This window comes from Actinoplanes derwentensis (assembly GCF_900104725.1).
In the GTDB taxonomy this organism is placed as follows: Bacteria; Actinomycetota; Actinomycetes; order Mycobacteriales; family Micromonosporaceae; genus Actinoplanes; species Actinoplanes derwentensis.
On record NZ_LT629758.1, the window covers coordinates 9,637,153 to 9,660,604 of the forward strand.

Genomic DNA, 23,452 nt, shown 5'->3' on the forward strand with positions numbered 1-23,452 from the left:
GGCGTCTCTGCGGTTGTCCACAATGCGGCGGGCGCCGGTCCGGTTGTCCACAGGCCGGGGCTGCCGACGAGTTTTTTCGGGCGCGTTTCGTGGCAGGGTGGCGAAACGACCGGAGCGTGTTAATTCTTCGGCTCGCCGGTGCGCTCGCCGTGTCCGGCCTGATTGACTGTTCAAGATCGATGAGGGGGTGACCGATGGGTGCGGTGGAGGTTTTCAACGCTCTGCCCTCGGAGCGACTGGCGGAGGAGCTGCTCGCCTGCTGTGCGGCACCAACCTGGGGCGCTGTGATCGCTGCGGGCCGGCCGTTCGCCGACCGGGCCGGGCTTCTCGCCGTGGCCGATTCCGCCGGGCGGGATCTGAGCTGGGCCGATGTGCTGGCCGGTTTGTCCGCGCACCCGCGGATCGGCGAGCGCGCCGCCGGTGACTCCAAGGAGGCCGCCTGGTCGCGGGCCGAGCAGTCGGCCGCGGCGCAGAGCGCGGACGATCTGACCAGAGTCGAGCTGATCGCGGCGAACAGGGCGTATGAGGAGCGGTTCGGCCACGTCTTCCTGATCTTCGCGAGCGGCCGTTCGCAGGCCGAGATCCTGGCCGCCGCGCGGGAGCGGCTCGGCAACGACGAGGCGGCCGAGCGGGCGATCGTGACCGGCGAGCTGCGCAAGATCGCGCTGCTGAGGCTGGAGCGAGTGCTCGACGGGCTGGAGCAAGGCGGCCCGGAGCAAAGGGCGGGTGCCTGATGCCCTCTGACGACGGCACCACGGCCGCGTTCCGGGCCCGCATCTCCACCCACATCCTGGACACGGTCTCCGGTGACCCGGCCCGCGACGTCTACGTCCGCCTGGAGCGGCGCGACTCCGACGGCTGGCTGACCGCCGGTGAGGGCCGCACCGACGACGACGGCCGCCTGCGCTTCGAGGTGCCGATGCACGACTGGCAGGCCGGTGGCTACCGGCTCTTCTACTACGTGGAGCCCTACCTGGGCGGCGACTGCTTCTTCCCGGAGATCACGGTCGCCTTCCACGTCCACGACCCGAACCGTCATTACCACGTGCCGCTGCTGCTGAGCAGGTACGGCTACACCACCTACCGGGGGAGCTGACCTTGGGGATCGTGCTGGGACCGAACCGCTACGGCAAGGCGGAGATCCGTCTGGTGCGGGTGCACCGTGACGGTGACACGCATGGCCTGGTGGACTTCAACGTCAGCATCGCCCTCTCCGGCGAGCTGGCCGCCGCCCACCTGGTCGGCGACAACTCCGGGGTGCTGCCGACCGACACGATGAAGAACACGGTGTACGCGTTCGCCAAGGAGCACGGCGTCGGCGAGCCCGAGGTCTTCGCTCTGCTGCTGGCCCGGCATTTCGTCGGCAGTCAGCCGCAGGTGCACGGTGCGAAGGTGTCGATCGAGTCGTTCGCGTGGGACCGGCTGGGCCCGCACTCGTTCCGCAAGCGGGGCGACCACATCCGGACGACGGTCGTCTCGGTGACCGCGGCGGGCACGCAGGTGGTCTCCGGAGTCACCGGCCTGACGCTGCTGAACTCGGCGGACTCGGAGTTCCACGGTTTCGTCCAGGACGGGTACACGACGCTGCCCCCGACCACCGACCGGATCCTTGCCACCGCTGTGGACGCCCGCTGGCGGCACGCCGGGGACGACACGGATTGGGCCGCGTCGTTCGAGGGGTCGCTGGCGGCATTGCTCGAGGCATTCGTCGGCACGTACAGCTACTCGTTGCAGCAGACCCTCTACGCGATGGGCGCCGGCGTGCTGGGGAGCCGGCCGGAGGTGGCCGAGGTGCGGCTGGCGCTGCCGAACAAGCATCATTACCTGGCCGACCTGTCACCGTTCGGGCTGGACAATCCGAACGAGGTTTTCATCGCCGGCGACCGGCCGTACGGGCTGATCGAAGGCACTGTGGCCCGTGACGGCGCGCCCGCGGCGACGGCGGAGTGGTGGCTGTGATCCTCATCGAGAACGCCGCGATCGCCACCGTCGACGAGGCGGGCCGCGAGTTCACCACCGGTCACGTGCTCGTCGGCGACGACGGGCGGATCGCCGCGGTCGGAGCCGGGGCGGCCACCGGCGTCATCGGCGAGGTCCGGCGGATCGACGGCAGAGGTTGCCTGGTCACACCGGGTCTGGTGAACACGCATCATCATCTCTACCAGTGGGTGACCCGTGGGCTGGCCCTGGACGAGACCCTGTTCGGCTGGCTCACCACGCTCTATCCGATCTGGGGCCGGCTGGACGCCGGGATCGTCGGTGCGGCGGCCGGTGCCGGGCTGGGCTGGCTGGCGCTGTCCGGCTGCACGACGTCGATGGACCACCACTACGTCTTCCCCCGCGACGGCGGCGACGTGCTGGCCGCTGAGATCGAGGCGGCGCGGGCGATCGGGGTGCGGTTCCACCCGACCCGGGGCTCGATGGACCTGAGCCGTAAGGACGGCGGCCTGCCACCGGATCACCTGGTCGAGGACACCGACGAGGCCCTGGCGGCGACCGAGGCGGCCATCGACCGCTGGCACGATCCGTCGCCGGAGTCGATGTTGCAGATCGCGGTCGCGCCGTGTTCGCCGTTCTCGGTGACCACGCGACTGATGACCGAGTCGGCGGAACTGGCCCGGCGCAAGGGCGTGCGGCTGCACACCCACCTCGCCGAGACCGACGACGAGGAGGAGTTCTGCCTCAGACAGTTCGGTTGCAAGCCGGTGGAGTACGCGGAGCGGGTCGGCTGGCTCGGTGACGACGTCTGGCTGGCCCACGGCGTGCACCTGGACGACTCGGCGATCGCGCGACTCGGCGCGACCGGCACCGGTGTCGCGCACTGCCCGAGTTCGAACGCCCGTCTCGGTGCCGGATCGGCGCGGGTGCGGGAACTGCTCGACCACGGGGTGCCGGTCGGTCTGGGTGTCGACGGAGCCGCCTCGCAGGAGGTCTCGCACCTCGGTGCGGAGCTGCGGCAGGCGCTCTACACCGCGCGTCTGCGCGGGGGCCCGAAGGCGATGAACGCCCGTGAGTCGCTGCGGCTGGGCACGATCGGTGGGGCCCGCTGCCTCGGCCGGCAGGACGACATCGGTTCGCTGGAGGTCGGCAAGCTGGCCGACCTGGTGATGTGGCGTCTCGACGGCCTCGGTCACGACGGCATCGACGATCACGTGGCGGCGCTGGTCTTCGGCCCACCGGCCCGGGTCGATCTGGCTCTGGTCGGCGGCCGTCCGATCGTCGAGCGTGGCGAACTGGTCAACGCCGACGCGGACACGTTGACCGCGACGGCTCGTACCGCGCATCGTCGTCTCCTGGAGATTTCCTAGACAAGCCGATGGTGGACCGCAGCCGGGGAGCATGAATAATGCTCGATTACGGTACGGGGGAGTAACCACACTGAGAGGAATCGTCAACGATGACCGAGATCCTGTCCGACGAGGCGGTCGCGTTCGTCGCCGACCTGAACCGGCGCTTCCGGCCTCGCCGTAACGAGCTCCTTCAGGCTCGTGCCGCCCGCCGTGCGGAGATCGCGGCCGGTGCCACGCTGGGCTTCCTGGCGGAGACCGCTGACGTCCGGGCGGCCGAGTGGTCCGCCCCGCCCGCGCCGGCCGACCTTCAGGACCGGCGGGTGGAGATCACCGGGCCGACCGAGCGGAAGATGACGATCAACGCGCTGAACTCGGGCGCCAAGGTGTGGCTGGCCGACCTGGAGGACGCGAACACTCCGCACTGGGCGAACGTCGTCGACGGCCAGCGGAACCTGCACGACGCGATCCGGCGGACGATCACGCTGGAGACCGAGAAGAAGACGTACGAGCTGAACGGCGGGCCGTATCCGACGATCGTGGTGCGCCCGCGCGGCTGGCACCTCGACGAGCGGCACCTGCCGGTGGACGGCGAACCGGCCGTCGGCGCGCTGGTCGACTTCGGGCTCTATTTCTTCCACAACGCTTCCGAGTTGATCAGCAGGGGGAGCGGCCCGTACTTCTACCTGCCGAAGATGGAGTCCCACAAAGAAGCCGAACTGTGGAACGACGTCTTCACCTATGCCCAAGAAAAAAGGGGCATCCCGGTCGGGACCATCCGGGCCACGGTGCTGATCGAGACCATTCCGGCCGCGTTCGAGATGGAGGAGATCCTGCACGCGCTGCGCCCGCACATCTCCGGGCTCAACGCCGGCCGCTGGGACTACCTGTTCAGCATCATCAAGTACTTCCGGGACAACCCGGCGATGATCCTGCCGGACCGCGCGTCGGTCACGATGACGGCACCGTTCATGCGGGCGTACTCCGAACTGCTCGTCTCCACCTGCCACAAACGCGGCGCGTTCGCGATGGGCGGCATGGCGGCCTTCATCCCGAGCCGTCGGGACCCGGCGGTCAACGAGGTGGCCCTGACCAAGGTCCGCGAGGACAAGGAACGCGAGGCCGGCGACGGTTTCGACGGCTCCTGGGTGGCCCACCCCGACCTGGTCCCGGTCTGCCGGGAGATCTTCGACCGGGTGCTCGGCGACAAGCCCAACCAGCTCGCCCGGAAACGGCCCGAGGTGGTGGTCGACGCCGCCGATCTGCTCGACGTGGCCGGTACCGGTGGCGCGGTCACCCGGGCCGGGCTGCAGAACAACGTCAACGTGGCCCTGCAGTACCTGGAGGCGTGGCTGCGCGGCAACGGGGCGGTCGCCATCCACAACCTGATGGAGGACGCCGCCACCGCGGAGATCTCCCGGTCCCAGGTCTGGCAGTGGATCCACAACGGGGTGAAGCTCGAGGACGGTTCGCTGATCACCGCCGAACTGGTCGGCCGGATCCTGGACGAGGAACTCACCAGGATCCGCGAGGCGGTCGGTGACGAGGCGTGGACGACGGGGCGGTACGACGACGCGCGCAAGCTGTTCGAGCGGGTGGCTCTCGCCGACGACTTCGCGGACTTCCTGACCAGCGCCGCCTACGAGTCCATCGACTGAAGACGGGCGCGCAACGAGCGCTCGTGGGTAGCCCCGGGGATGCCGCCCACCGGCATCCCCGGGGTGGCCACCGATACACCGGATCGACGAGAGGGTCACGTATGCGTCTGAGTGAGCAGGACTACGACGACATCGACGCGAGCCTCGCCGCGCACGACGCGTTCCTCAAGGCCCGCTATCCGGGCGACCGTCCCGGCCGGCAGCCCGTGCACACCGTCTACGTCCCGGCCGACAAGCTCGACGACTTCCGCGACTGGGGTGGTTTCGCGCTGGCCGCCATGGACCGGCACGACTTCCCGTGGCCCGACCCCACGGTCCGCGACAAGCTGGCCCGCGAGCCGATCGAGGATCTGCGTGTGGACTTCGAGGACGGTTACGGCGTCCGTGACGACGCCGAGGAGGACGCGGCCGTCCGCAAAGCCGCCGGAATCCTCGCCGGTGGCTCGAAACCGCCGTTCCTGGGCATCCGGATCAAGTCCCTGGAAGCGCCGACCCGCCGCCGTTCGCTGCGCACGCTCGACCTGTTCCTGGACACCTACCAGGATCTGGTCAACATCACCCTGCCCAAGGTCAGCGGCCCGGACCAAGTCAGCGCCATGGTCACCCTCTGCGAGAAGATCGAGCGGTCGTACGGTCTGAGTGCCGGCGCCCTCACCTTCGAGATCCAGATCGAACTGCCGTCGGCGGTGCTCGCCGCCGACGGGTCGGCCGTCGTCGCCCGTCTGATCACCGCGGCCGGCGGGCGGTGCACCGGGTTGCACTACGGCACGTACGACTACAGCGCGGCCGCCGGGGTGGCCGCCGCCTACCAGTCGATGGAGCATCCGGTCGCCGACTACGCCAAGGCGGTGATGCAGGCCGCCGCCGCACAGACCGGGGTGCGCCTGTCCGACGGGTCCACCAACATCCTCCCGGTCGGCGACACCGCCCACGTGCACTCGGCGTGGGAACTGCACCACAGACTGGTCCGCCGATCCCTGGAGAACGGCTACTACCAGGGCTGGGACCTGCACCCGGCGCAGCTGCCGACCCGGTACGCGGCCACCTACGAGTTCTTCCGGGACGGCCGGGACGCCGCCGTCACCCGCCTGCACCGGTACCTGGACCGGCAGGACAGCGGTATCGCCGACGAACCGGCCACCGCCCGCGCTCTCGCCGGTTACCTGCTGCGCGGTCTGGACTGCGGTGCCCTCGACGACGCCGGTTTCCCCCGCGAGCAGTTGACTGCCCTGAGCTGAGAAGCGGCCGGGCGCGGGGCGGCCGGAGGGCGGCCGCGGGCGGGCGCAGCGGACGCCGAAACCCGACACCGGGGGGTCGAACCATCCGGGAACGGTGCGAGTACTACAGGGGACATCGCATCAACACTGGAGGATGTCGTGCGGAACCGGCCCTGGAAGCACGCGACGGTGACGGATGTCGTCGAGCACACCTGTGAACGGCCGTCCTGGGAGTGCCGGGCGTGCGGCGATCCGTGGCCGTGCGCCCCGGCGAAGGCGTCACTCGCGACCGGCACGGACCGGGTGATGCTGACGATGTACATGTGGGGCCACCTGGACCACGCCATAATCGAGTTGCCGCCGCGACCACCGGCGGAGATGTTCGACAGGTTCCTGAGCTGGACCGATGCTGGGCTGGTTCAGGCCTGAGGCGTGGCGCGGGGCTGGTTCAGGCCTGAGGTGCGGCCGGGACGATCTGGTCGCGGATCCAGGACGGGTCGGGATTGACGTGCGCCTGCCCGCCGATGACCACCGTCGGCACGATCTCGTCCCCGCCGGTGATCTCCCGGACGGTGGCCGCGGCCGCCGGATCGCGCCAGATGTCGACCCAATTCAGCCGGGCCGCGTCGGCGCCGAGCCGGGCGCGCAACCGCAGACAGAAGACACAACCGGGCCGCCAGTAGACGACCGGCCGGTCGTCGGTGCCCAGCGGTCCGGCCGAGGGCCGGGGGAACGCCCGCGGGGACAGCACGAAGGCGACACCCAGGAAGACGGCCAGCAACAGGGCCGCCGTACCGGGCGCCCCGTCGGTCGTCTTGACCACGGCGATCAGCACGCCACAGGTGGCGATGAGCCCAGTGAGGCTCCAGCGTCGCAACATGGAGCGGCACGCTACTCCGCTACCCGCGGTAACGGCACACCTGCCCGGCAACCTGGTACAAGCTGGCACAGGACCGCGGTCTGCGGCGATCCACTTTTGTGAAACAAACCGCCGATAGGGTCGGTACATGGTTGATCTGGTGGTGCGGTCCCGGCGGGTGGTGTTCCCGGACGGCGAGCGGGCGGCGGCGATCCTCATCGAGAACGAGAAGATCACGGCGGTGTCGGCGTACGACGCCGAGGTGACCGCCGGGGCGGATGTCGATCTGGGCGACACCGCGCTGCTGCCGGGCCTGGTGGACACGCATGTGCACGTCAACGAGCCCGGCCGGACCGAGTGGGAGGGGTTCGCCTCGGCGACCCGGGCGGCCGCGGCGGGCGGCGTCACCACGATCATCGACATGCCGCTGAACAGCTTGCCGCCGACGGTGGACACCGAGGCGCTCGCGATCAAGCAGGCGGCCGCGACCGGCCAATGTCACGTCGACGTCGGTTTCTGGGGCGGGGCGATCCCGGGCAACGCCACCGATCTGCCCGGGTTGCACGCTGCCGGGGTGTTCGGGTTCAAGGCGTTCCTCGCCGATTCGGGCGTGCCGGAGTTCCCGCCGGTCGACGCCGCCCAGCTCGCCGAGGCGATGGCCGCGGTGGACGCGCTGTTCGTGGTGCATGCCGAGGACCCCGACCACCTTCACGATCACCAGAGCTCGGCCGCGTACGCCGATTTCCTGGCCTCCCGCCCGCAGGACGCCGAGCATGCCGCCGTGGCCACCGCGATCGCGGTCGCGCGCACCGCTGGAAAGAAGGTGCACATCCTGCACCTGTCCGCGGCCTCCGCCCTGCCGTTGATCGCCCAGGCCAGAGCCGACGGCGTCCGGGTGACCGCCGAGACCTGCCCGCACTACCTCACGCTGGACGCCGGCCTGATCCCGGACGGCGCGACCGAGTTCAAGTGCTGCCCACCGATCCGGGACACCGAGAACGCGGACCGTTTGTGGGAAGCCCTCGCCGACGGCCTGATCACCTGCGTGGTGAGCGACCACTCGCCCTGCACCCCCGACCTGAAACGACAGGACTCCGGCGATTTCGCGGCCGCCTGGGGCGGGATCGCCTCGGTGCAACTGGGACTTCCGGTGATCTGGACCGCGGCCCGAGACCGGGGACATACCCTCGCGGACGTGGTGAAGTGGATGGCACGCCGTCCTGCCGATCTGGTGGGGCTGCGCGGCAAGGGCCGGATCGAGGTCGGTGCGGACGCTGATCTGGTGGCGTTCGGACCGGATGAGGAGTTCGTGGTGGACGTGCAAGCCCTTCACCACAAGAACCCGGTCACCCCGTACGCGGGAAGGACGTTGCGCGGTGTGGTCCGCGAGACCTGGCTGCGCGGGCACACGGTGACCGGCAACGACGCCGGCGGGCGGTTTCTGTGGAACTCGAAGGAGAACTGATGGACTTCAGCGCGCTGCCCGATCTGGCTTCGCGGGCGTTCGGTGGCGGGGTCGTGCACTTCAACGACGAGTTCTTCGCCGCCGCCGATCACCTGGTCCTGCCGGATCCGCCGGGACACGCGCCGAAGACCTTCGACCACAAGGGACAGGTGTACGACGGCTGGGAGACCCGTCGGCGGCGGGAGCCCGGCCACGATTTCGCGGTGGTGCGGCTCGGTGCCCCCGGAGTCATCCACGGCGTCGACATCGACACCGCGTTCTTCACCGGCAACTACCCGCCGTTCGCCGCGGTCGAGGCTGTCGATCTGCCCGGCTATCCCGGCCCGGCCGAGCTGGACGCCGCCGACTGGATCGAGGTGCTGCCGAAGTCCCCACTGAAAGGCGATGGCCGCAACCTGTACCCGGTGGAGGACCGCCGCCGCTTCACCCACGTGCGGCTCACCATCTTCCCGGACGGCGGGGTGGCCCGGCTGCGCGTGCACGGCGAGGCGGTGCCCGACCCGGAGCTGCTGCCGAAGGTGTTCGACGTGGCCGCCGCCGAGTACGGCGCCACCGTCGTGGACTGCAGCAACATGTTCTACGGCCATCCGCAGCGGATGCTGATGCCCGGCCTGGCCCGCAACATGGGTGACGGCTGGGAGACGTCCCGGCGCCGCGACGACAGCAACGACTGGGTGCTGGTGCGGCTGGCGGCCCCGGCGGTGCTGCGCTTCGCCGACCTGGACACCAGCCACTTCAAAGGCAACGCCCCCGGGTGGGCCTCGCTCACCGGCTTCGACGCCGACGGTGTCGCCTACCCGCTGCTGACGAAGACGGCGCTGCGGCCGGACACCCCACACCGGTTCGCCGTGGCGAAGGCCCCGCAGGTGACTCAGGTGCGCCTGGACATCTTCCCGGACGGTGGCATGGCCCGGCTGCGCCTGCTCGGCCGAGCCGACCGCGACTTCCTGCGAGAGCGACTGGGCCGTTGATCCGGGCCGCGTGCGCGAGGCGTTGATCCGGGCCGCGTGCGCGAGGCGCTGATCCGGGCCGGGTAAGCCGCTGATCCGGGCGGCGTGCGAAGCCCGTGATCCACGGGCCGGGAGAGCCGGTGATCCGCACAGGGCGCGAGATATCCGCAGGGTTAATCGCGCCGACGCTGGATTTCCGTACGGTGGCAGTCATGGAGGATGCCCGCCGGCGCTACGTGGATCTGATCCGGGCCGACGGTGTCGAGCTCTCACCGGCTCTGGCCGGGGCGTTCGCCGCCGTGCCCCGGGAGATCTTCGTGCCGGACGGGTTCCACCGGCGGGACGGACGCCGGGTGGTGCCCGCCGACCGCGACTACCTTCCGGCCGTCTACAGCAACGACGTCCTGGTCACGAAGATGGACGGTGAGGTTCCGGTCAGTTCCTCCAGCCAGCCGTCGCTGATGGCCGCCATGATCGAGGCGCTGGCGGTGCGGCCCGGCATGCGGATCCTGGAGATCGGCGCGGGCACCGGCTACAACGCGGCCCTGCTCGCCACGCTCGGTGCGTCGGTGACCACGATGGACGTTCAGCCCGACGTCGCGGCTCGGGCCAGGTCCGCACTGGCCAGGGCCGGTATCGCGGGGGTGCGGGTGGAGACGGCCGACGGATACACCGGTGGGCCGGCCGAGCACTACGATCGGATCATCGTGACCGTGGGTGTCGCCGGGATCTCCCCGCACTGGCTGGACCGGCTCGACCCGGGCGGCCGGATCATCGTCCCGGTCGAGCACGCCGGCACCCATCCGGTTCTCGACGTCCGCCCCGGCCTGCTCTCGGCCCGGGTGGTCTGCGCCGCCGGGTTCATGACCGCCGCCGGCCCGCTGACCGCCCGTCATCGCCGCAGTCATCCGCCGGCCGCGGCCGCACTGGAGGGCCTCACCCAGACGGCTCCGCCTCGGTGGCGGCCGCCGTTGGACGCTCGCGCCTACCGCGATCTGTGGTACGCCGCCGGTGCCTGGCATCCCCGCAGCAGCCACGCCTCGATCGCCGGCCGTGAGTCGAGTTATCTGGCGATCCTCGACGACACCGGTGCCGCCGGGGCGGTGGTGCTGGCCGACGGGGCGATCCTGGCCTCCGGCGGGTCGGCGGACCGTTACTCGGCGGTCGGCTCGGCGCTGGCCGACCGGTGGTGGGCTCTGAACCGGCCGCCGATGGCCGCCTGGCGGGTCGGCCTGTCCCTGGCCGGTGACCCGGACGCCCCGATCTGGGCCCCGTCGTCCTGGGACTTGGACCCGCTGCCACCCCGAGCACCCGGCCTGACCGAGCCGCCGCCGTCGGAAGACGAGACGGAAGACGAGACCATGCCGGAAAACGAGGCGATGCCGAGAAGTGACACGATGCCGGAAGGCGCGGCACCACCGAAAGACGACCGGGACGAACTGGCGCAGTGACCTGCGATCCCGCAGATGGGGTTGATCAGCGGGCCCGCAGGTAGGTGAGGACGGCGAGGACCCGGCGGTTGGTGTCGTCGGTCGGGGGCAGACCCAGTTTGGCCAGGATGTTGCCGACGTGTTTGCCGACGGCCGGTTCGCTGATGAACAGGGCCGCCGCGATGGACGAGTTGGAGCGCCCCTCCGCGATCAGCGACAGGACTTCCCGTTCCCGGCCGGAGAGCCCGGCGAGGGGATCCTGCGGCCGGCTGATCAGGCGGCGCACCACGTCGGGGTCGATGACGGTGCCGCCGCCGACGACGGTGCGCAGTGCCGCCACGAACTCGGTGATGTCGGCGACCCGGTCCTTGAGCAGGTACCCGACCGCGCCGCCGGTGCCGATCAGGTCGGCGGCGTACTCCTGCTGCACGTACTGACTGAGCACGACGATCGGCAGCCCGGGGTGGTCGCTACGGAGACGTACCGCAGCTCGCAGTCCTTCGTCTTGAAAGGACGGTGGCATCTTGATGTCGGTGATCACCAGGTCGGGGGAGTGCCGACTCACCGCGATCATCAGCTCGGCGGCGTCCCCGACGGCGGCGACCACCTCGAACCCGAACCGCACCAGCACCCCGGCGATCCCCTCCCGGAGCAGGACGCCGTCCTCGGCGAGCACTACCCGGGTCACAGCTCGACCCGCAGCAGGGTGGGACCTCCGGCGGGGCTGGCCAGCAGCAGTTTCCCGTCGACGGCGGCGACCCGGTCGGCCAGCCCGGTCAGTCCGGTGCCGCGAGCCGGATCGGCGCCACCCCGGCCGTCGTCCTGGATCTCCAGCACGATCCCGTCGGCGCCGGAGCGGGTCAGCCGGACCTGTACCGAGGTGGCGTGTGCGTGTTTGGCGACGTTGGTGAGTGCCTCGGCGGCCACGAAGTAGGCGGTCGTCTCGATTCGTTCGGGCAGCCGGTCGAGGAGTTCGGCCGCGTCCACCGCCACCGGCACCGGCGAACTCGCGGCCAGTTCCCACAGCGCGGCCGGCAGCCCGAGATCACCGAGGGTCTGCGGGCGGATGCCGTGCACCAGGTCCCGCAGCACCACCATCAGTTCCTTGGCCTGATCGTGGGCCTGGGTCAGTGGTGCGGCGGCGGGCGAGTCCGCCGGCACGTCGAGGCGGGCCATCCCCAGGTGCAGGGTCAGGCTGGTGAGCCGATGCTGGGCGCCGTCGTGCAGGTCCCGTTCGATGCGGCGGCGTTCGGCGTCGAACGCGTCGGCCAGCCGGGCCCGGGACTGCGCCACCTCACCGAGTTGGTCGCGTAGCGCGTCACCGTTGTTGCCGAGCAGTTTGCGGGTCAGGGCACCATGGGCGGCCGCGAGACCGCCGGCCAGGTAGAGCCCTGCCGGGAACAGGACGACGCCGAGCAGCATGAACGGGACCGACTGGAGCCCGCCCTCGATCACCAGGTCACCCAGGTTCCACGTGGCGATCCAGGGGCTGAACAGCAGCGTCACCTCCGCCACGAGCAGCCCGCCGACGATCGCCAGCACCGGGGGCGTGGCCAGGGAGAGCACGACGCCGTAGAGGACCGCGCGCCAGGTGGACTCGGCGTTGAGGATGGTCCACGGGTGGGCGTTGGCGGGGTGTCGCGGCGCGGCCAGTGGACGCCGGTCGATCAGCCGCAGACAGCGCCTCGCCATCGCGGCCAGCGGGAGAGCCACCACCGGCCCGACCGTGACGACGAGCCCGGCGCCGAGTGCCATGAAGATGAGAATGACGAGGCCGACGGGGGTTCCCTCGATCACGCGCTGGCCGGCCACCAGCCACGGGAGCAGCGTCAGCCAGAAGGCGAAAGCGAGCGGTACGGCGAACAGCAGGACGGTCGAGAGATGGCCGATCGCCCGCCACGGCCAGATCGTACGGAGGTAAAGGCGGTCTCTGAGAGCCGGAGCGAGGTGGTCGTTCACCAGCTCAAGGTAGCCAGCGGGCCACGCTCCGGCCCAGCCGTCCAGACCCCGTGACAAGGTATGCCCAGCTATACCTACCAGGTCCCGGAACGGCGCTCCCGCCACGGCCGCCCGTCCGGATCGTAGATCAGCCGGTACGCCGGAAGCGCCCACAGCCGCTGGTACCACGGCATCGGCGTGGTCTCGTGCGGGATCAGCCGCCCCGGCGGGCGAGGACCTTTCCGGCCACCGTCACGCCAGTCCCGCAGCCGTTCGGCGGCACTGGTCAGAGCCTCGATCGCCGTCGATGGTTCGAGCAGGTCGAGGTCGTCTCCCGGCGTACGATCAAGGTGCTCGCGAAGAAGGGACAACCGCAGCTCGCGCGGGAAACGCCGGGCACCGTCGCCCAGGCGTGCCGGATCAGCGGGCGCGCGCTCGTCGCGGGTCTCGTCGAGGACCGCACAGGACAACTCGCTGTCGTGCGTCCACGAGCGACGGTTGAAGTTGTCGCTGCCCACGCTGCACCACACGTCGTCGATCACGCACATCTTGGCGTGCACGTAGATCGGCGTCCCGGCGTGGTTCTCCAGGTCGAAGATGTGCACCCGATCAGCGGCGGCCTCCTTGCACAACGCGATCGCCTGTTCCCGGCCGACCTGGTTCGGGGGCAGCGCGAACCCGCCGTCGACATCGGGATGCCGCGGCACGACGGCGACCAGATGCAGGTCCGGGTTCTCCCGCATCGCCTCGGCGAACAGTTGCGCGACCTCCTTCGACCACAGGTACTGGTCCTCCAGGTAGATCAGCCGCCGGGCCCGCTTGATCGCTTTCGTGTAGCCGCGGGCCACACTGCGCTCACCGAGTTTCGCGAAACCGTACGGCGGGCGCATCGCCGGGTAGGTCCGCAGCACCTGAACGGTGTGGGTGCCGCACTCCGGCGGATCCGGCGGCTGTTCCGGCAGTGGATCGGGGCTCAGGTCCTCGCCGCGCAGCCGGTCGGTGATGGTGGCGACCGGACCGCCCTGGTCGAGCGGGACCCGGTCGGACCAGCGCTCCCGGAACGTCTGATCGAGGGTGCCGACGACCGGCCCGCGCAGCGCGAGCTGGATGTCGTGCCACGGCGGATGGTCGGAGTACATCGACGCCATCGACACCGCCTGCGGATCACCGTGATGCTCGGCGTTGTCCCGGCGGCTGTGGCACAGGTCGATGCCGCCGGCGAACGCGACGTCCCGCTCCGGATGATCCGGATGCCGCAGCACCACCAGCTTCTGATGATGCGACCCGCCCCGGCGGACCCGCTGATCCAGCAGCACCTCACCGCCGGCCGCCTCGATGTCGTCGCTGAGGTTCCGGTTCTCGTCCTGGCTGTATGCCAGCTTGTCCAGATGGGACCGCCACAGCAGCCCCTTGACGACCACACCCCGTTTCGCCGCGGCCGCGAACAGCTCGGCGACCGTCGGCCCGCCCTCGCGGGTCAGCTGGTCCGGGTCGCCCCGCCAGTCGGTGAAGAACAGGTGATCACCGGACTCCAGGGCCTCGATTTCGGTCACCAGCCGATCGAAGTAACTTTGCCCGTGAATCAGTGGCTCGACCGTGTTTCCGGTGTTCCATATGGGTATGGAGGTGTCCGGGTTGCCGCGTTCGTCTGCGGTCAATAGCCAATCGTGCGACGGCACTGCAGCCCCTCCGAGGTCGACGATGCCCTCACCGTAAGCCTCCCGACCGCTGCCCGCATCCGCAGCGGCGCCCCCCGAGACCCGCGGAGGAATGACCCCATGAGCAGTGAGCCGCTGACCACCACACCGACCGAATCGGCTGAGAAAGGCCTGCTCATCGCGGTCCTGCTCCTTGTGCTCATGGGTGCCGGAGCGATGCTCCTGATCTCCTGATCTCCGGTCAGAGCACCCACTCGTCGTCGCGGATGATCTCGGTCACGCCTTTGGGGCCGGTCCCGGTCACCGTGATGCCCTCGCCGCCGATCACCACGTCGGTGTGCACCGTCGACACGTTCAACCCCAGCGCCGCCCGCTCGTCCTGGGACTTGGCCAGCCCACCGGGAACCGCGAACGGGAAACTCGAACCCCAGGCCACGTGACAGCCGGCGTTCTCGTCGAAGAGCGTGTTGTGGAAGACGATGCCCGCCCGGGCGATCCGGCTGTCGCGGTCCACCAGCGAGACCTCACCCAGGTAACGCGCACCCGGGTCGGACTCCAGCTGCGCCCGCACCGCCTCCACCCCGGAGTCCGCCGACACCTCCACGATCCGCCCCGCGGCGAGGACCAGCCGCAGACCGAGGACCAGCTGCCCGTTCAGCACCAGGGGTTTCGTCACCCGGAGCGTGCCCTCGGCAGTCGACCGGTCCGGGCTGGTGAACACCTCCTCGGTGGGGATGTTCGGCATGTACGCGATACCGGCCTCGTCGATGAGACCGCCGCCGGTCCAGAGGCAGCCGGGGATCAGGCCGACGGTGAGATCGGTGCCGGAACCCTCGTACCGGATCGAGGTCAGCTCCAGCGCGTCCAGCGCGGCACCGCGCTCGGCCAGCGTCGCCGCCCGCTCCCGCCAGGCCGCCGCCGGGTCCTCGGCGTCCAGCCGCATCGCCGTGGCCACCGCCTCCCACAGCCGCTCGGTGTCCGGCTCGCCGAAGACCTGCGTGGCCCAGCCCGGGTTCGGCGCGCCCACCGCGGTCCACCGCAGCCGGCCCATCATCGCCTCACGCCAGGCCCGCAACTCCTCCGACCGGTTCGCCGCGGCCTTCGCCGGATCGGTGCCGTCCAGAATGTGCGGGTTCGGGTCTCCGAGCAGGGCGATCGAGGCGACCCCCTGCTCGGACCACTCCTGGTAACGCTGCACCGCCCAGCCGCGGGTGCTGGTCAGCGACTCCAGGCTGGAGTGCTCGACGGCGGACCGGCGCATCGGCCCGTCCGACCAGATCGGCTCCACCCACCCGGCGCCAGCGGCATAGGCCGCCTCGACGACCGCGCGGGCGATCTCCAGGTGCGCGGTGTCCGTGCGCAGAATGACTCCCTGCCCGGGCTGGACGTTGACGCCAGCCCGGACCACGACATCAGCGAATCGCTGGATCCGGTCCATACCGCCCAGCGTAGCCATCAACGGTCAATCGGTGTGGGGCACCCGCCCGGCCGGAATCACGCCGAGCCGGCCCTTCTGGAAGTCCTCGAACGCCTGCTTCAGCTCGGCCTGGGTGTTCATCACGAACGGGCCGTAGTGCGCGATCGGCTCCCGGATCGGCTTCCCGCCCATGATGAACAGGTCCAGCTCGGTCTTCGCCTCGACCCGGATCGTGTCGCCCGGCCCGTGCGTGGCGAGCTGCCCCAGGTGGAACGGCCGCAGATCGGCGCCGACCCAGCCCTCGCCGCTCAGCGCGTAGACCAGGGCGTTGTAGTCCGGCTGCCACGGCAGGTCGAGCCGTGACCCCGGCTGCATGGTCACGTGGGCGAGGTTGATCGGGGTGAACGTGCTCCCCGGTCCACTGTGCCCGGCGACCTCACCGGCGATGACCCGGATCAGGGCGCCACCGTCCGGGGTGGTGAGCAGTGCGGCTTTCGACCCGCGGATGTCCTGATATTTCGGGTCGATCATCTTCGAGGCCCGCGGCAGGTTCACCCACAGCTGCAGCCCGTGGAACAGGCCGCCGCTCATCACCAGGTGCTCCGGCGGCGTCTCGATGTGCAGAATCCCGGATCCGGCCGTCATCCACTGGGTGTCACTGTTGGCGATCGAACCGCCGCTGCCCAGCGAGTCCTGGTGGTCCATGATCCCGTCGATCATGTAGGTGACCGTCTCGAACCCCCGGTGCGGATGCCACGGAGTGCCCTTCGGCTCACCCGGCGCGTAGTCCACCTCGCCCATCTGGTCCAGGTGGATGAACGGGTCCAGCTCGGTCAACGGCACGCCCGCGAAGGCCCGCCGGACCGGGAAGCCCTCACCCTCGAAACCCTTGGGTGCGGTGGTCAGCCGGCGAACCGGCCGGACCTCGGTCGCCGGGTCGTGCTCCGGCAGACGGGGCAGAACGAGGACGTCGTCGACGGTGATGGCAGGCATGTCACACGCTCCTGATTTTGGCGAAGACGCGGCCGATCACGGCCAGTTCCTCGTCGTCGAGGCGATCGATGAAGGCTTTGTGGACGGTGTCCAGGTGGGCGGGGGCGGCGTCGCGCAGGGTCTGCACACCGAGGTCGGTGAGCACGGCCTGCTGGCCGCGCCCGTCCTCGGAACAGCTCTCCTTGCGCACCAGGCCACGCTTGATCATGGAGTTGATCTGGTAGGTGATCCGGCTCGGCGACAGCACCAGCCGGTTGGCCAGCTCACCCATCCGGATCCGGTGGCCGGTCGCGTCGGCGAGCGCGACCATGACGTGGTAGTCGTTCATGCTCAGGCCGGTGGCCGCGCGCAGCTCGTCCTCGAGGCGGGTGTGCAGTGCCCACGAGCTCTCGATGAAGGTGCGCCAGTGCGCGAGCTGGGTCCCGGTCAACGGTTCGGCCATGCCCGAACCGTACTCCTTAAAATCTGAAACTTCAAATCTGAAAAACCAGGCGGCGATTAGGGTACGAATGTGAAGATCCGCCAAGCCACCCCCGCCGACGCCGACGAACTGGTCCGCCTGCGCGCCACCATGCTTCGCACGGTCAGCGCTCAGAACTGGGACGACGACTGGCGTGAACCCGCCCGCGCCTCCCTGGCCCGCCGCCTCGGCGCCGCCGAACCCACCCTCGCCGCCTTCGTGGCCGACCGCCCCGACGGCCCCGGCCTGGCCGCCTGCGTAGTGGGCCTGGTCGAGGAACGCCTCGGCGGCCCGGGCAACCCCGGCGGCCGGGTCGGCTACGTGTTCAGCGTCTCCACGGACCCCGACATGCGCCGCCGCGGTTACTCCCGCGCCTGCATGGAGGCGCTCCTGCGATGGTTCCGCGACCAGGGCGTCCCGATCGTCGACCTGCGGGCGTCACCGAGCGGCGAACCCCTCTACACATCCCTGGGGTTCGTCCGCACGTCCGACCCGGCGATGCGACTGCGCCTTTAAAACCCTTCTTCGGTACGCCCGTCAACAGCCCCGCCTCCACCGCGCGAGGCGGGCGCCGGGTCACGGCCGACTCGCGGCCGCCGGGCCGAATGCGATGGCCCGATCATGCGGCCGGCGTCTCGATGGCCAGGTCAGGCGGCCGGTGTGCCGAGGGTCCGGTCAGGCGGCCGGTGTGTTGAGGGCCCGGGTGAGGCGGTCGCGGGCGACGTCGAAGTCGACGCCGCGCTCGGTCAGGATCAGCATGGCCAGCCCTTGGCCCTCCCGCAGGATGCCGAGCATGATGTGTTCCGGCGCGATGTAGTTGTGTTTGAGCCGGAGCGCTTCCCGCAACGACAGCTCGAGCACCTTCTTGTTGCGAGCCGAGAACGGCCGGTGTTGATATCCGGCGGAGAGCCGCCCGAAGATCCCCTTCTTCTTCGGTGCCGGCCGCGGCAGCCGCAGTGCTCCGGCCCCGAAGTTCTCCTCGATGGCGGCCCGGACCGCCTCCAGGTCGATGCCGATGGACTTGAGTACTTCGGCGTCCTCGGCGTCCCGGTCGGCGATGGACTGGGCCGGGGTATCGCCGCCGAGGTGCCGGATGATCGCCGCCCGGACGAACTGTTCGTCGACCTCACCGGCGGCGCTGTGCAGAGCCGCGCGGATCGTCGGGTCCTCTCCGGCGACCAGCGCCAGCAGGGTGTGTTCGGTGCCGATCGTGTGCTGTCCCAGTGTGGCGGCCTGCTGCTGGGCACCGATCACGGTGTCGCGGGCGGCTTTGGTGAATCGTTCGAACATCTCAGTCCTTCCGCGGGTCGGGCATCGGCATCAGGCGGGCATGCTTCTTGTGCACGCCCTGTCGGGTCACGTCGAGGGCGTCGGCGATCTCCTGCCAGGACCATCCTCTGGCCCGGGCGTTGGCGACCTGAAGTTGCTCGAGCCCTTCGAGCAGACGCCGCAACGCCACCACCGCCCGCAGCCCGACCCGGGGGTCAGTGCTGCCAGCAGCCGCGGCAAGCTCGGTAGCTTCACTCATGCCGTCAACGTACGTTGACACCCCGACATTGTCAACCAAAGTTGACGCACCCGCCCGCGGTGAGTTGCGGTGCGTTTCGAACCCGAATTCACCACGCAGTTGCGGGGTAGCCAGTGCGTGGTGAGTCGGGGTGCGTATCGAACCCGGACTCACCGCACGCGGTTGCCGGGGTGTCCGTACGAGGGGTGGAAACGCGGAGAGACCGGTCCCGAAGGGCCGGCCTCTTCCACGTGGGGAGGGTGGGTTTGTTCAGTCCCAGGCGGGCAGGCTGCCCAGGGAGACGGTCAGTTCGACCGGGTGGTGCACCGGTGCGGCGATGGTGAAGCGGGCGCCGAACGGGTCGCGCAGTTCGGCGAGGGCGGTCAGGCCGGCTTCGGACGGTTCCAGGATGACCGCGCCGCCCATGCGTTCGCAGTGGTCGGCGGTGGCCTGGATGTCCTCGACCTGGAAAGCGGCACGCCACCAGGCGCCCCGGTATCCGGGTGCCAGACCGGCGATGGCGTCGTGCGCGTGGTTGAGCCATTCGCCGGAGCCGAATTCGTGCTGCAGCAGCCAGCCGAACGCGGAGCCGTAGAAGCGGGCCGCGGCGTCCGCGTCGTCGGTGATGAGTTCCGGCCAGGACATCGTGCCGGGCTCGGCACCGGCTTGCGCCCCGGCGAAGTCGTGCCCCTGCCACAGGCCGATGATGGCCCCGTTCGGGTCGGCGACGATCGCGCGCCGCCCGCCGTGCGCCTCGGCCGGGTGGCTCAGGCAGTGCCCGCCGGAGAGGGCGACCTGCTCGAGGGTCTCTTCGAGGTCGGGTGTGCTCAGGTGGGTGAGCCACCCGTCGGGACGGTCGTACTGACTGCGGGTGAGGCCGGCGACGGCGCGTCCGCCGAGCTTGAACCGATCACCCGCCGACTCCCAGCCGAACAACTCTGCGTAGAACTGTGCCGCGCGTGCGGGATCCGCACTCGCCAGTTCGACCCAGCAAGGTGTCAATGGTGCATAGCCTCTGATCCGCATGAGCCGCTCCATGGTGGACATCCCCAGTTACCTTCGTACTCTACGGCACTGATAACGCTTCGTCACCACTAGCCGGTTCATTGTCCGGTTTAGAGCAGTATTAACTTACTCTTTGTGAGCAGTCGAGTGATCCAGGTAACGCATGACCGGTGTTGCCGCTACTCCGTGCAGCACTACGGACACGACGACGACGAATGCCGCGGTGGCCCACAGGAGGTCGGCGTTCGGGAAATCGGCGTGCGTAACTGCATACGCTAAGTAATAAAACGTGCCGACGCCACGGATACCGAAGATCGCGATCACCCAGTGTTCCGACGTGCGTCCGGGGGCACCGCGCAAAGCGGCGAAAGCGGACAGTGGACGGACCAGGAAGATCAGTGTGAGACCGGCCAGAGCGGCCTGCCAGGTGAGCGGCGCCAGCAACCCGCCGACGACCGCGCCACCCAGCAGAAGCAGCAGCAGTACGGTCAGCAGCCGCTCGATCTGCTCGGCGAAATCGTGCAGCACCTGGTGGTAGTCGTGGGAGCGCTCAGCCCCCCGGATCATCCGCGCCGCCACGAACACCGCGACGAAACCGTAGCCGCCGATGACCTCGACCAGCCCGTACGCCAGGAAGGTCGCCGCCAGGGCCAGGAACCCCTCGGAGTGCCGGGCCAGCCGCAACGAGGCGCGTTTGGCCCGGAAGAACAGCCGGCCCAGCAGCTTCCCGACCAGCAGACCGCCGGCCAGCCCGGCCAGGCCCTTGTAGAGGACGTCCACCAGTACCCAGTCGGTGAACCAGCCGGCGGGGGCGAGCCCGTGCGCGGCGATCGCGATCGCCGCGTAGACGAACGGGAACGCCAGCCCGTCGTTCAGCCCGGCTTCGGAGGTGAGCGCGAACCGCACCTCGTCCTCGGAGTCCTCCTCGTCCGTCGGCTCGCCGACCTGTACGTCGGAGGCCAGCACCGGATCGGTCGGGGCCATCGCCGCGCCCAGCAGCAGCGCCGACGCCGGCACCAGCCCGGCCCACCACCAGCCCAGCAGCGCGGTCGCCGCGATCGTCACCGGCATCGCCACCATCAGCAGCCGGCCGGTCGACGCCCAGCGGCGCCGGCTGAACGGGCGGTCGATCTTCAGCCCGGCGCCCATCAGGGCGACGATCACGCAGATCTCGGTGAGGTGCTCGGTCAGCTCCGGATGGGCCAGCGGATCAGCCGCGGGCAGCCCCAGCGGCAAACCGAAGATGATCATGCCGAGTCCGAGGAAGGCCATCGGCATGGACATCGGGCGCCGCTCCAGCAGCCGCGGCAGGATCCCGGCGAGCAGGGCCCCGACACCGAAGAGAGCGAACAACGCATCGGACACCGTGACGCCCGCCAGGATCATGCAGGCGCTTTACCCGCCAAGAGCATCTCGAACCACACGGTCGAGCCGCGCACCGTCGGGTCGGTGCCCCACGAGTCGCTGAGGTCCTCGATCAGGCCCAGGCCACGGCCCCGGCTGGCCAGGGTGTCGGCACGTGCCCGGATCACACTGCCGCGGGTGCCGGTGTCCGCGACCGACACCAGCAGGCGCTCCGCGTTGAGGTCGATGTGCACCTGGGCCGGGGTGCCCGCGTGCAGCAGCGCGTTGGTGGTCAGCTCACTGGTGCACAGGATCGCCGAGCCGATCACCGGGTCCGGCACACTCCACTCGCGCAGCCGGGCGGTCATCCACTGCCGCACCCGGCTCGGCCCGGTCGGCTCCGCCGCCACCTGCATCGTCGCCGACCGGCTCATCGCCATGGCGTGCTCCACCGCGAGGACCGCCACGTCGTCGTCGGTGGTGCCCTCGACCGCGGCGGTGGCCAGCGAGCACATGTTGCGCGGGTCGCCGCTCGACGACGCGGCAGCGGCCGACACCAGCGCGTCCAGCCCTTCGTTGAGGCCGTGGCCACGGCGCTCCACCACACCGTCACTGAACATCAGGATGGTGTCGCCGCGCTCCAGCCGCACCGTGCCGGTCTGCCAGCGCCCACCCAGCCCCAGCGGGGCGCCGGGCGGCACTTTCACCAGCTCGGCGGTGGCCGGCTCGCCGCCGTGCCCGGCTCGGCGCAACACCGGTGGCGGATGCCCGGCACTGGCCATGGTGACCGTACCGTCCGACGGGTCCAGAACCCCGTAGACGACGGTCACGAAGATCTCCTCGTTGCGAGACTCGGCGCCCAGCGAGCCGACCAGCCGGTCCAGCCCGGCCAGCACGCTCGGCGGCGCCGGGTCGGTCAGTGCCATCGCCCGTAGCGCGGCCCGGACCTGCCCCATCACCGCGGCGGCCCGCACGTCGTGCCCGGCCACGTCGCCGAGCACCATCGCCAGCCGGCCGTCGGCCAGATGGAACGCGTCGTAGAAGTCACCACCGGCCGCGTTGCCGTCGACGCCCACGTCGTACCGCGCGGCGATGCGGAACGTGTCCAGCTCCGGCAGGTGCTCGGGCAGCATGCTGCGCTGCAGCAACTGCGCCGTCCCGTGCTGGGCCTCGAACTGCCGGGCCCGCTCGGCGGCCTGCGCGACCAGCTCGGCCGCCGCCTGCAGCAGTGCCCGCTCGGCCGGCAGCCAGACGTGCGCCCGCCGGAAACCGACGGTCAGCGCGCCCCGCACCGACGGTGTGCGCAGCGGCAGCGCGGCCAGGGCCCGGACCCGGGTCTCGTGCCGGTCGCTGGCCACCTCCCGCAACGGCTCCCCGTCGGAGACGAACGTCGCCACACCGGTCTCGGCCGCCGCCACCGCGGGCGCCGCCCGGTCCGCGCCGATCCGGCGCCACACCGGTGGCAGCCGCTCGTCGGCCTCGTCGAGCATCTCGCCCCGGATCCGGCGGACATAGCGATAGGTCAGGCCGTCGTCGACGGCGAGGACACAGTGATCCAGATCGAAGGACGCCATCGCGTACGCCAGGACCACTCGGGTGACGTCGTCGATGGTGAGGGCGCCGGCCAGTCGCGCGGTCAGCTCACCGAGGCTCTGCAGCCGGTGGATCACGTGGGTGGTCTCGGCGGCCACCGTCAGAACCCCGGCCACCTCGCCCCGCGCCGTGCGGATCACCGAGTGGCCGCGGGTGTAGAAGGCAGGCTCGGTGTGGCCGGGCGCGAACTGCACCTGGCTCTCCGGCTCCAGGATCGCCCGGCTGCTGCGGTGCACCTGCTGGATCACGTCACCCAGGCCCGGCTGGTCCCACGCGGCACCGAACGCCCGCTGGGCCGGCCGGCCCAGCGCCGACGGGTGCAGCGCGTCGAGGACTTCGGCATAGGCGTCGTTGTAGATGATCAGGAAGTCGTCGCCGACGGTGAGCAGCATCGGCACCGGGGAGGCGAGCACCAGCTCGACCGCGGCCCGGACCGCCGGATCCCACCGGGTGATCGGGCCGAGCGAGGTGGCCGACCAGTCGAAGGCGTGCACCAGCGCCGCGCAGCCGGCCCCGGTGTGCTGCGCCCCGGACATCTGCACGGGCAGCGTGGTGAACGGGCCCGGCGGGCGGCTGTCCGCGCCGAACCCGGCCGCCCCGGATCCAGGCGCCCCGAACGCAGCTGCCCCGAAACCCGCCGTGCCGACCATGCGGAAAGCCTATCCCGTGTG

General features: G+C 70.3%; 23 protein-coding genes. 11 read left to right on the plus strand and 12 right to left on the minus strand.

From position 1 onward, the window contains the following. The first annotated feature begins 194 nt into the window (after window positions 1-194). The 7 genes from uraD (at window position 195) to BLU81_RS43090 (ending at window position 6,591) form a co-directional block, all read left to right on the plus strand. A complete protein-coding gene (gene uraD, locus BLU81_RS43060; protein WP_172890735.1) occupies window positions 195-734 on the plus strand; it encodes a 2-oxo-4-hydroxy-4-carboxy-5-ureidoimidazoline decarboxylase in 540 nt (179 codons plus the stop codon). After that, complete coding sequence (gene uraH, locus BLU81_RS43065; RefSeq protein WP_092554925.1) at window positions 734-1,096, plus strand: hydroxyisourate hydrolase; 363 nt, start codon at window positions 734-736, stop codon at window positions 1,094-1,096. The genes uraD and uraH overlap by 1 nt, the downstream gene beginning before the upstream one ends. 11 nt (window positions 1,097-1,107) lie before the next feature. Next, a complete protein-coding gene (gene pucL / locus BLU81_RS43070; RefSeq protein WP_231953801.1) occupies window positions 1,108-1,959 on the plus strand; it encodes a factor-independent urate hydroxylase in 852 nt (283 codons plus the stop codon). Continuing rightward, on the plus strand, window positions 1,950-3,308 hold the full coding sequence (locus BLU81_RS43075) for an 8-oxoguanine deaminase (RefSeq protein WP_231953802.1): 1,359 nt from the start codon (window positions 1,950-1,952) through the stop codon (window positions 3,306-3,308). The genes pucL and BLU81_RS43075 overlap by 10 nt, the downstream gene beginning before the upstream one ends. A gap of 89 nt (window positions 3,309-3,397) precedes the next feature. After that, window positions 3,398-4,945: a malate synthase A gene (aceB, locus tag BLU81_RS43080; protein ID WP_092554929.1), complete on the plus strand. Its 1,548-nt coding sequence runs from the start codon at window positions 3,398-3,400 to the stop codon at window positions 4,943-4,945. A 101-nt stretch (window positions 4,946-5,046) separates the two neighbouring features. Then, window positions 5,047-6,183: a DUF6986 family protein gene (locus BLU81_RS43085; RefSeq protein ID WP_092554931.1), complete on the plus strand. Its 1,137-nt coding sequence runs from the start codon at window positions 5,047-5,049 to the stop codon at window positions 6,181-6,183. 138 nt (window positions 6,184-6,321) lie between these two features. Further along, on the plus strand, window positions 6,322-6,591 hold the full coding sequence (locus tag BLU81_RS43090; RefSeq protein WP_231953803.1) for a hypothetical protein: 270 nt from the start codon (window positions 6,322-6,324) through the stop codon (window positions 6,589-6,591). Between the two features lie 19 nt (window positions 6,592-6,610). Here BLU81_RS43090 and BLU81_RS43095 read toward each other — a convergent pair whose 3' ends face one another. Continuing rightward, window positions 6,611-7,042 (minus strand): glutaredoxin family protein, encoded by a 432-nt coding sequence (locus BLU81_RS43095; RefSeq protein ID WP_092554933.1) that lies wholly within the window; start codon window positions 7,040-7,042, stop codon window positions 6,611-6,613. A 127-nt stretch (window positions 7,043-7,169) separates the two neighbouring features. Here BLU81_RS43095 and allB point away from each other — a divergent pair, with 127 nt between their 5' ends. From allB to BLU81_RS43110, 3 genes are all read left to right on the plus strand, one after another. Then, a complete protein-coding gene (gene allB / locus BLU81_RS43100; RefSeq protein WP_092554935.1) occupies window positions 7,170-8,486 on the plus strand; it encodes an allantoinase AllB in 1,317 nt (438 codons plus the stop codon). Then, window positions 8,486-9,457 carry an allantoicase gene (alc, locus tag BLU81_RS43105; protein WP_092554937.1) on the plus strand — a complete coding sequence of 324 codons (972 nt, stop codon included), beginning with the start codon at window positions 8,486-8,488 and terminating at the stop codon, window positions 9,455-9,457. The genes allB and alc overlap by 1 nt, the downstream gene beginning before the upstream one ends. 191 nt (window positions 9,458-9,648) lie before the next feature. Then, window positions 9,649-10,887 carry a protein-L-isoaspartate O-methyltransferase family protein gene (locus tag BLU81_RS43110; RefSeq protein WP_092554939.1) on the plus strand — a complete coding sequence of 413 codons (1,239 nt, stop codon included), beginning with the start codon at window positions 9,649-9,651 and terminating at the stop codon, window positions 10,885-10,887. A 25-nt stretch (window positions 10,888-10,912) separates the two neighbouring features. Here BLU81_RS43110 and BLU81_RS43115 read toward each other — a convergent pair whose 3' ends face one another. From BLU81_RS43115 to BLU81_RS43140, 6 genes are all read right to left on the minus strand, one after another. After that, window positions 10,913-11,554 (minus strand): response regulator, encoded by a 642-nt coding sequence (locus BLU81_RS43115; protein ID WP_092554941.1) that lies wholly within the window; start codon window positions 11,552-11,554, stop codon window positions 10,913-10,915. After that, window positions 11,551-12,825: a sensor histidine kinase gene (locus BLU81_RS43120; RefSeq protein WP_231953804.1), complete on the minus strand. Its 1,275-nt coding sequence runs from the start codon at window positions 12,823-12,825 to the stop codon at window positions 11,551-11,553. Before BLU81_RS43120 ends, BLU81_RS43115 begins: the two co-directional genes overlap by 4 nt. Window positions 12,826-12,899: 74 nt before the next feature. Next, the gene (locus tag BLU81_RS43125; protein WP_092554943.1) at window positions 12,900-14,483 is read right to left on the minus strand and encodes a phospholipase D family protein; all 1,584 of its coding nucleotides are present in this window, start codon (window positions 14,481-14,483) and stop codon (window positions 12,900-12,902) included. A gap of 220 nt (window positions 14,484-14,703) precedes the next feature. Next, the gene (locus BLU81_RS43130; RefSeq protein ID WP_092554945.1) at window positions 14,704-15,900 is read right to left on the minus strand and encodes an aminopeptidase; all 1,197 of its coding nucleotides are present in this window, start codon (window positions 15,898-15,900) and stop codon (window positions 14,704-14,706) included. Between the two features lie 24 nt (window positions 15,901-15,924). Then, on the minus strand, window positions 15,925-16,872 hold the full coding sequence (locus tag BLU81_RS43135) for a pirin family protein (RefSeq protein ID WP_092554947.1): 948 nt from the start codon (window positions 16,870-16,872) through the stop codon (window positions 15,925-15,927). Window position 16,873: 1 nt separating this feature from the next. Continuing rightward, window positions 16,874-17,314: a MarR family winged helix-turn-helix transcriptional regulator gene (locus BLU81_RS43140; RefSeq protein WP_092554949.1), complete on the minus strand. Its 441-nt coding sequence runs from the start codon at window positions 17,312-17,314 to the stop codon at window positions 16,874-16,876. A 69-nt stretch (window positions 17,315-17,383) separates the two neighbouring features. On the opposite strand from BLU81_RS43140, the gene BLU81_RS43145 reads away from it, so the two are divergent. Then, window positions 17,384-17,848 (plus strand): GNAT family N-acetyltransferase, encoded by a 465-nt coding sequence (locus BLU81_RS43145; RefSeq protein WP_092554951.1) that lies wholly within the window; start codon window positions 17,384-17,386, stop codon window positions 17,846-17,848. A gap of 159 nt (window positions 17,849-18,007) precedes the next feature. Here the strand turns inward: BLU81_RS43145 and BLU81_RS43150 are convergent, their stop codons facing one another. From BLU81_RS43150 to BLU81_RS43170, 5 genes are all read right to left on the minus strand, one after another. Continuing rightward, entirely contained in the window at window positions 18,008-18,622 is a 615-nt protein-coding gene (locus tag BLU81_RS43150; RefSeq protein WP_092554953.1) for a Clp protease N-terminal domain-containing protein, read from the minus strand. A 1-nt stretch (window position 18,623) separates the two neighbouring features. Next, the gene (locus tag BLU81_RS43155) at window positions 18,624-18,860 is read right to left on the minus strand and encodes a helix-turn-helix domain-containing protein (protein WP_092554955.1); all 237 of its coding nucleotides are present in this window, start codon (window positions 18,858-18,860) and stop codon (window positions 18,624-18,626) included. 249 nt (window positions 18,861-19,109) lie between these two features. Beyond that, a complete protein-coding gene (locus BLU81_RS43160; protein ID WP_231953805.1) occupies window positions 19,110-19,841 on the minus strand; it encodes a VOC family protein in 732 nt (243 codons plus the stop codon). 129 nt (window positions 19,842-19,970) lie between these two features. Further along, window positions 19,971-21,230 carry a cation:proton antiporter gene (locus BLU81_RS43165; protein WP_092554957.1) on the minus strand — a complete coding sequence of 420 codons (1,260 nt, stop codon included), beginning with the start codon at window positions 21,228-21,230 and terminating at the stop codon, window positions 19,971-19,973. After that, window positions 21,227-23,431 (minus strand): ATP-binding SpoIIE family protein phosphatase, encoded by a 2,205-nt coding sequence (locus BLU81_RS43170; protein ID WP_092554959.1) that lies wholly within the window; start codon window positions 23,429-23,431, stop codon window positions 21,227-21,229. Before BLU81_RS43170 ends, BLU81_RS43165 begins: the two co-directional genes overlap by 4 nt. Window positions 23,432-23,452: the final 21 nt, after the last annotated feature.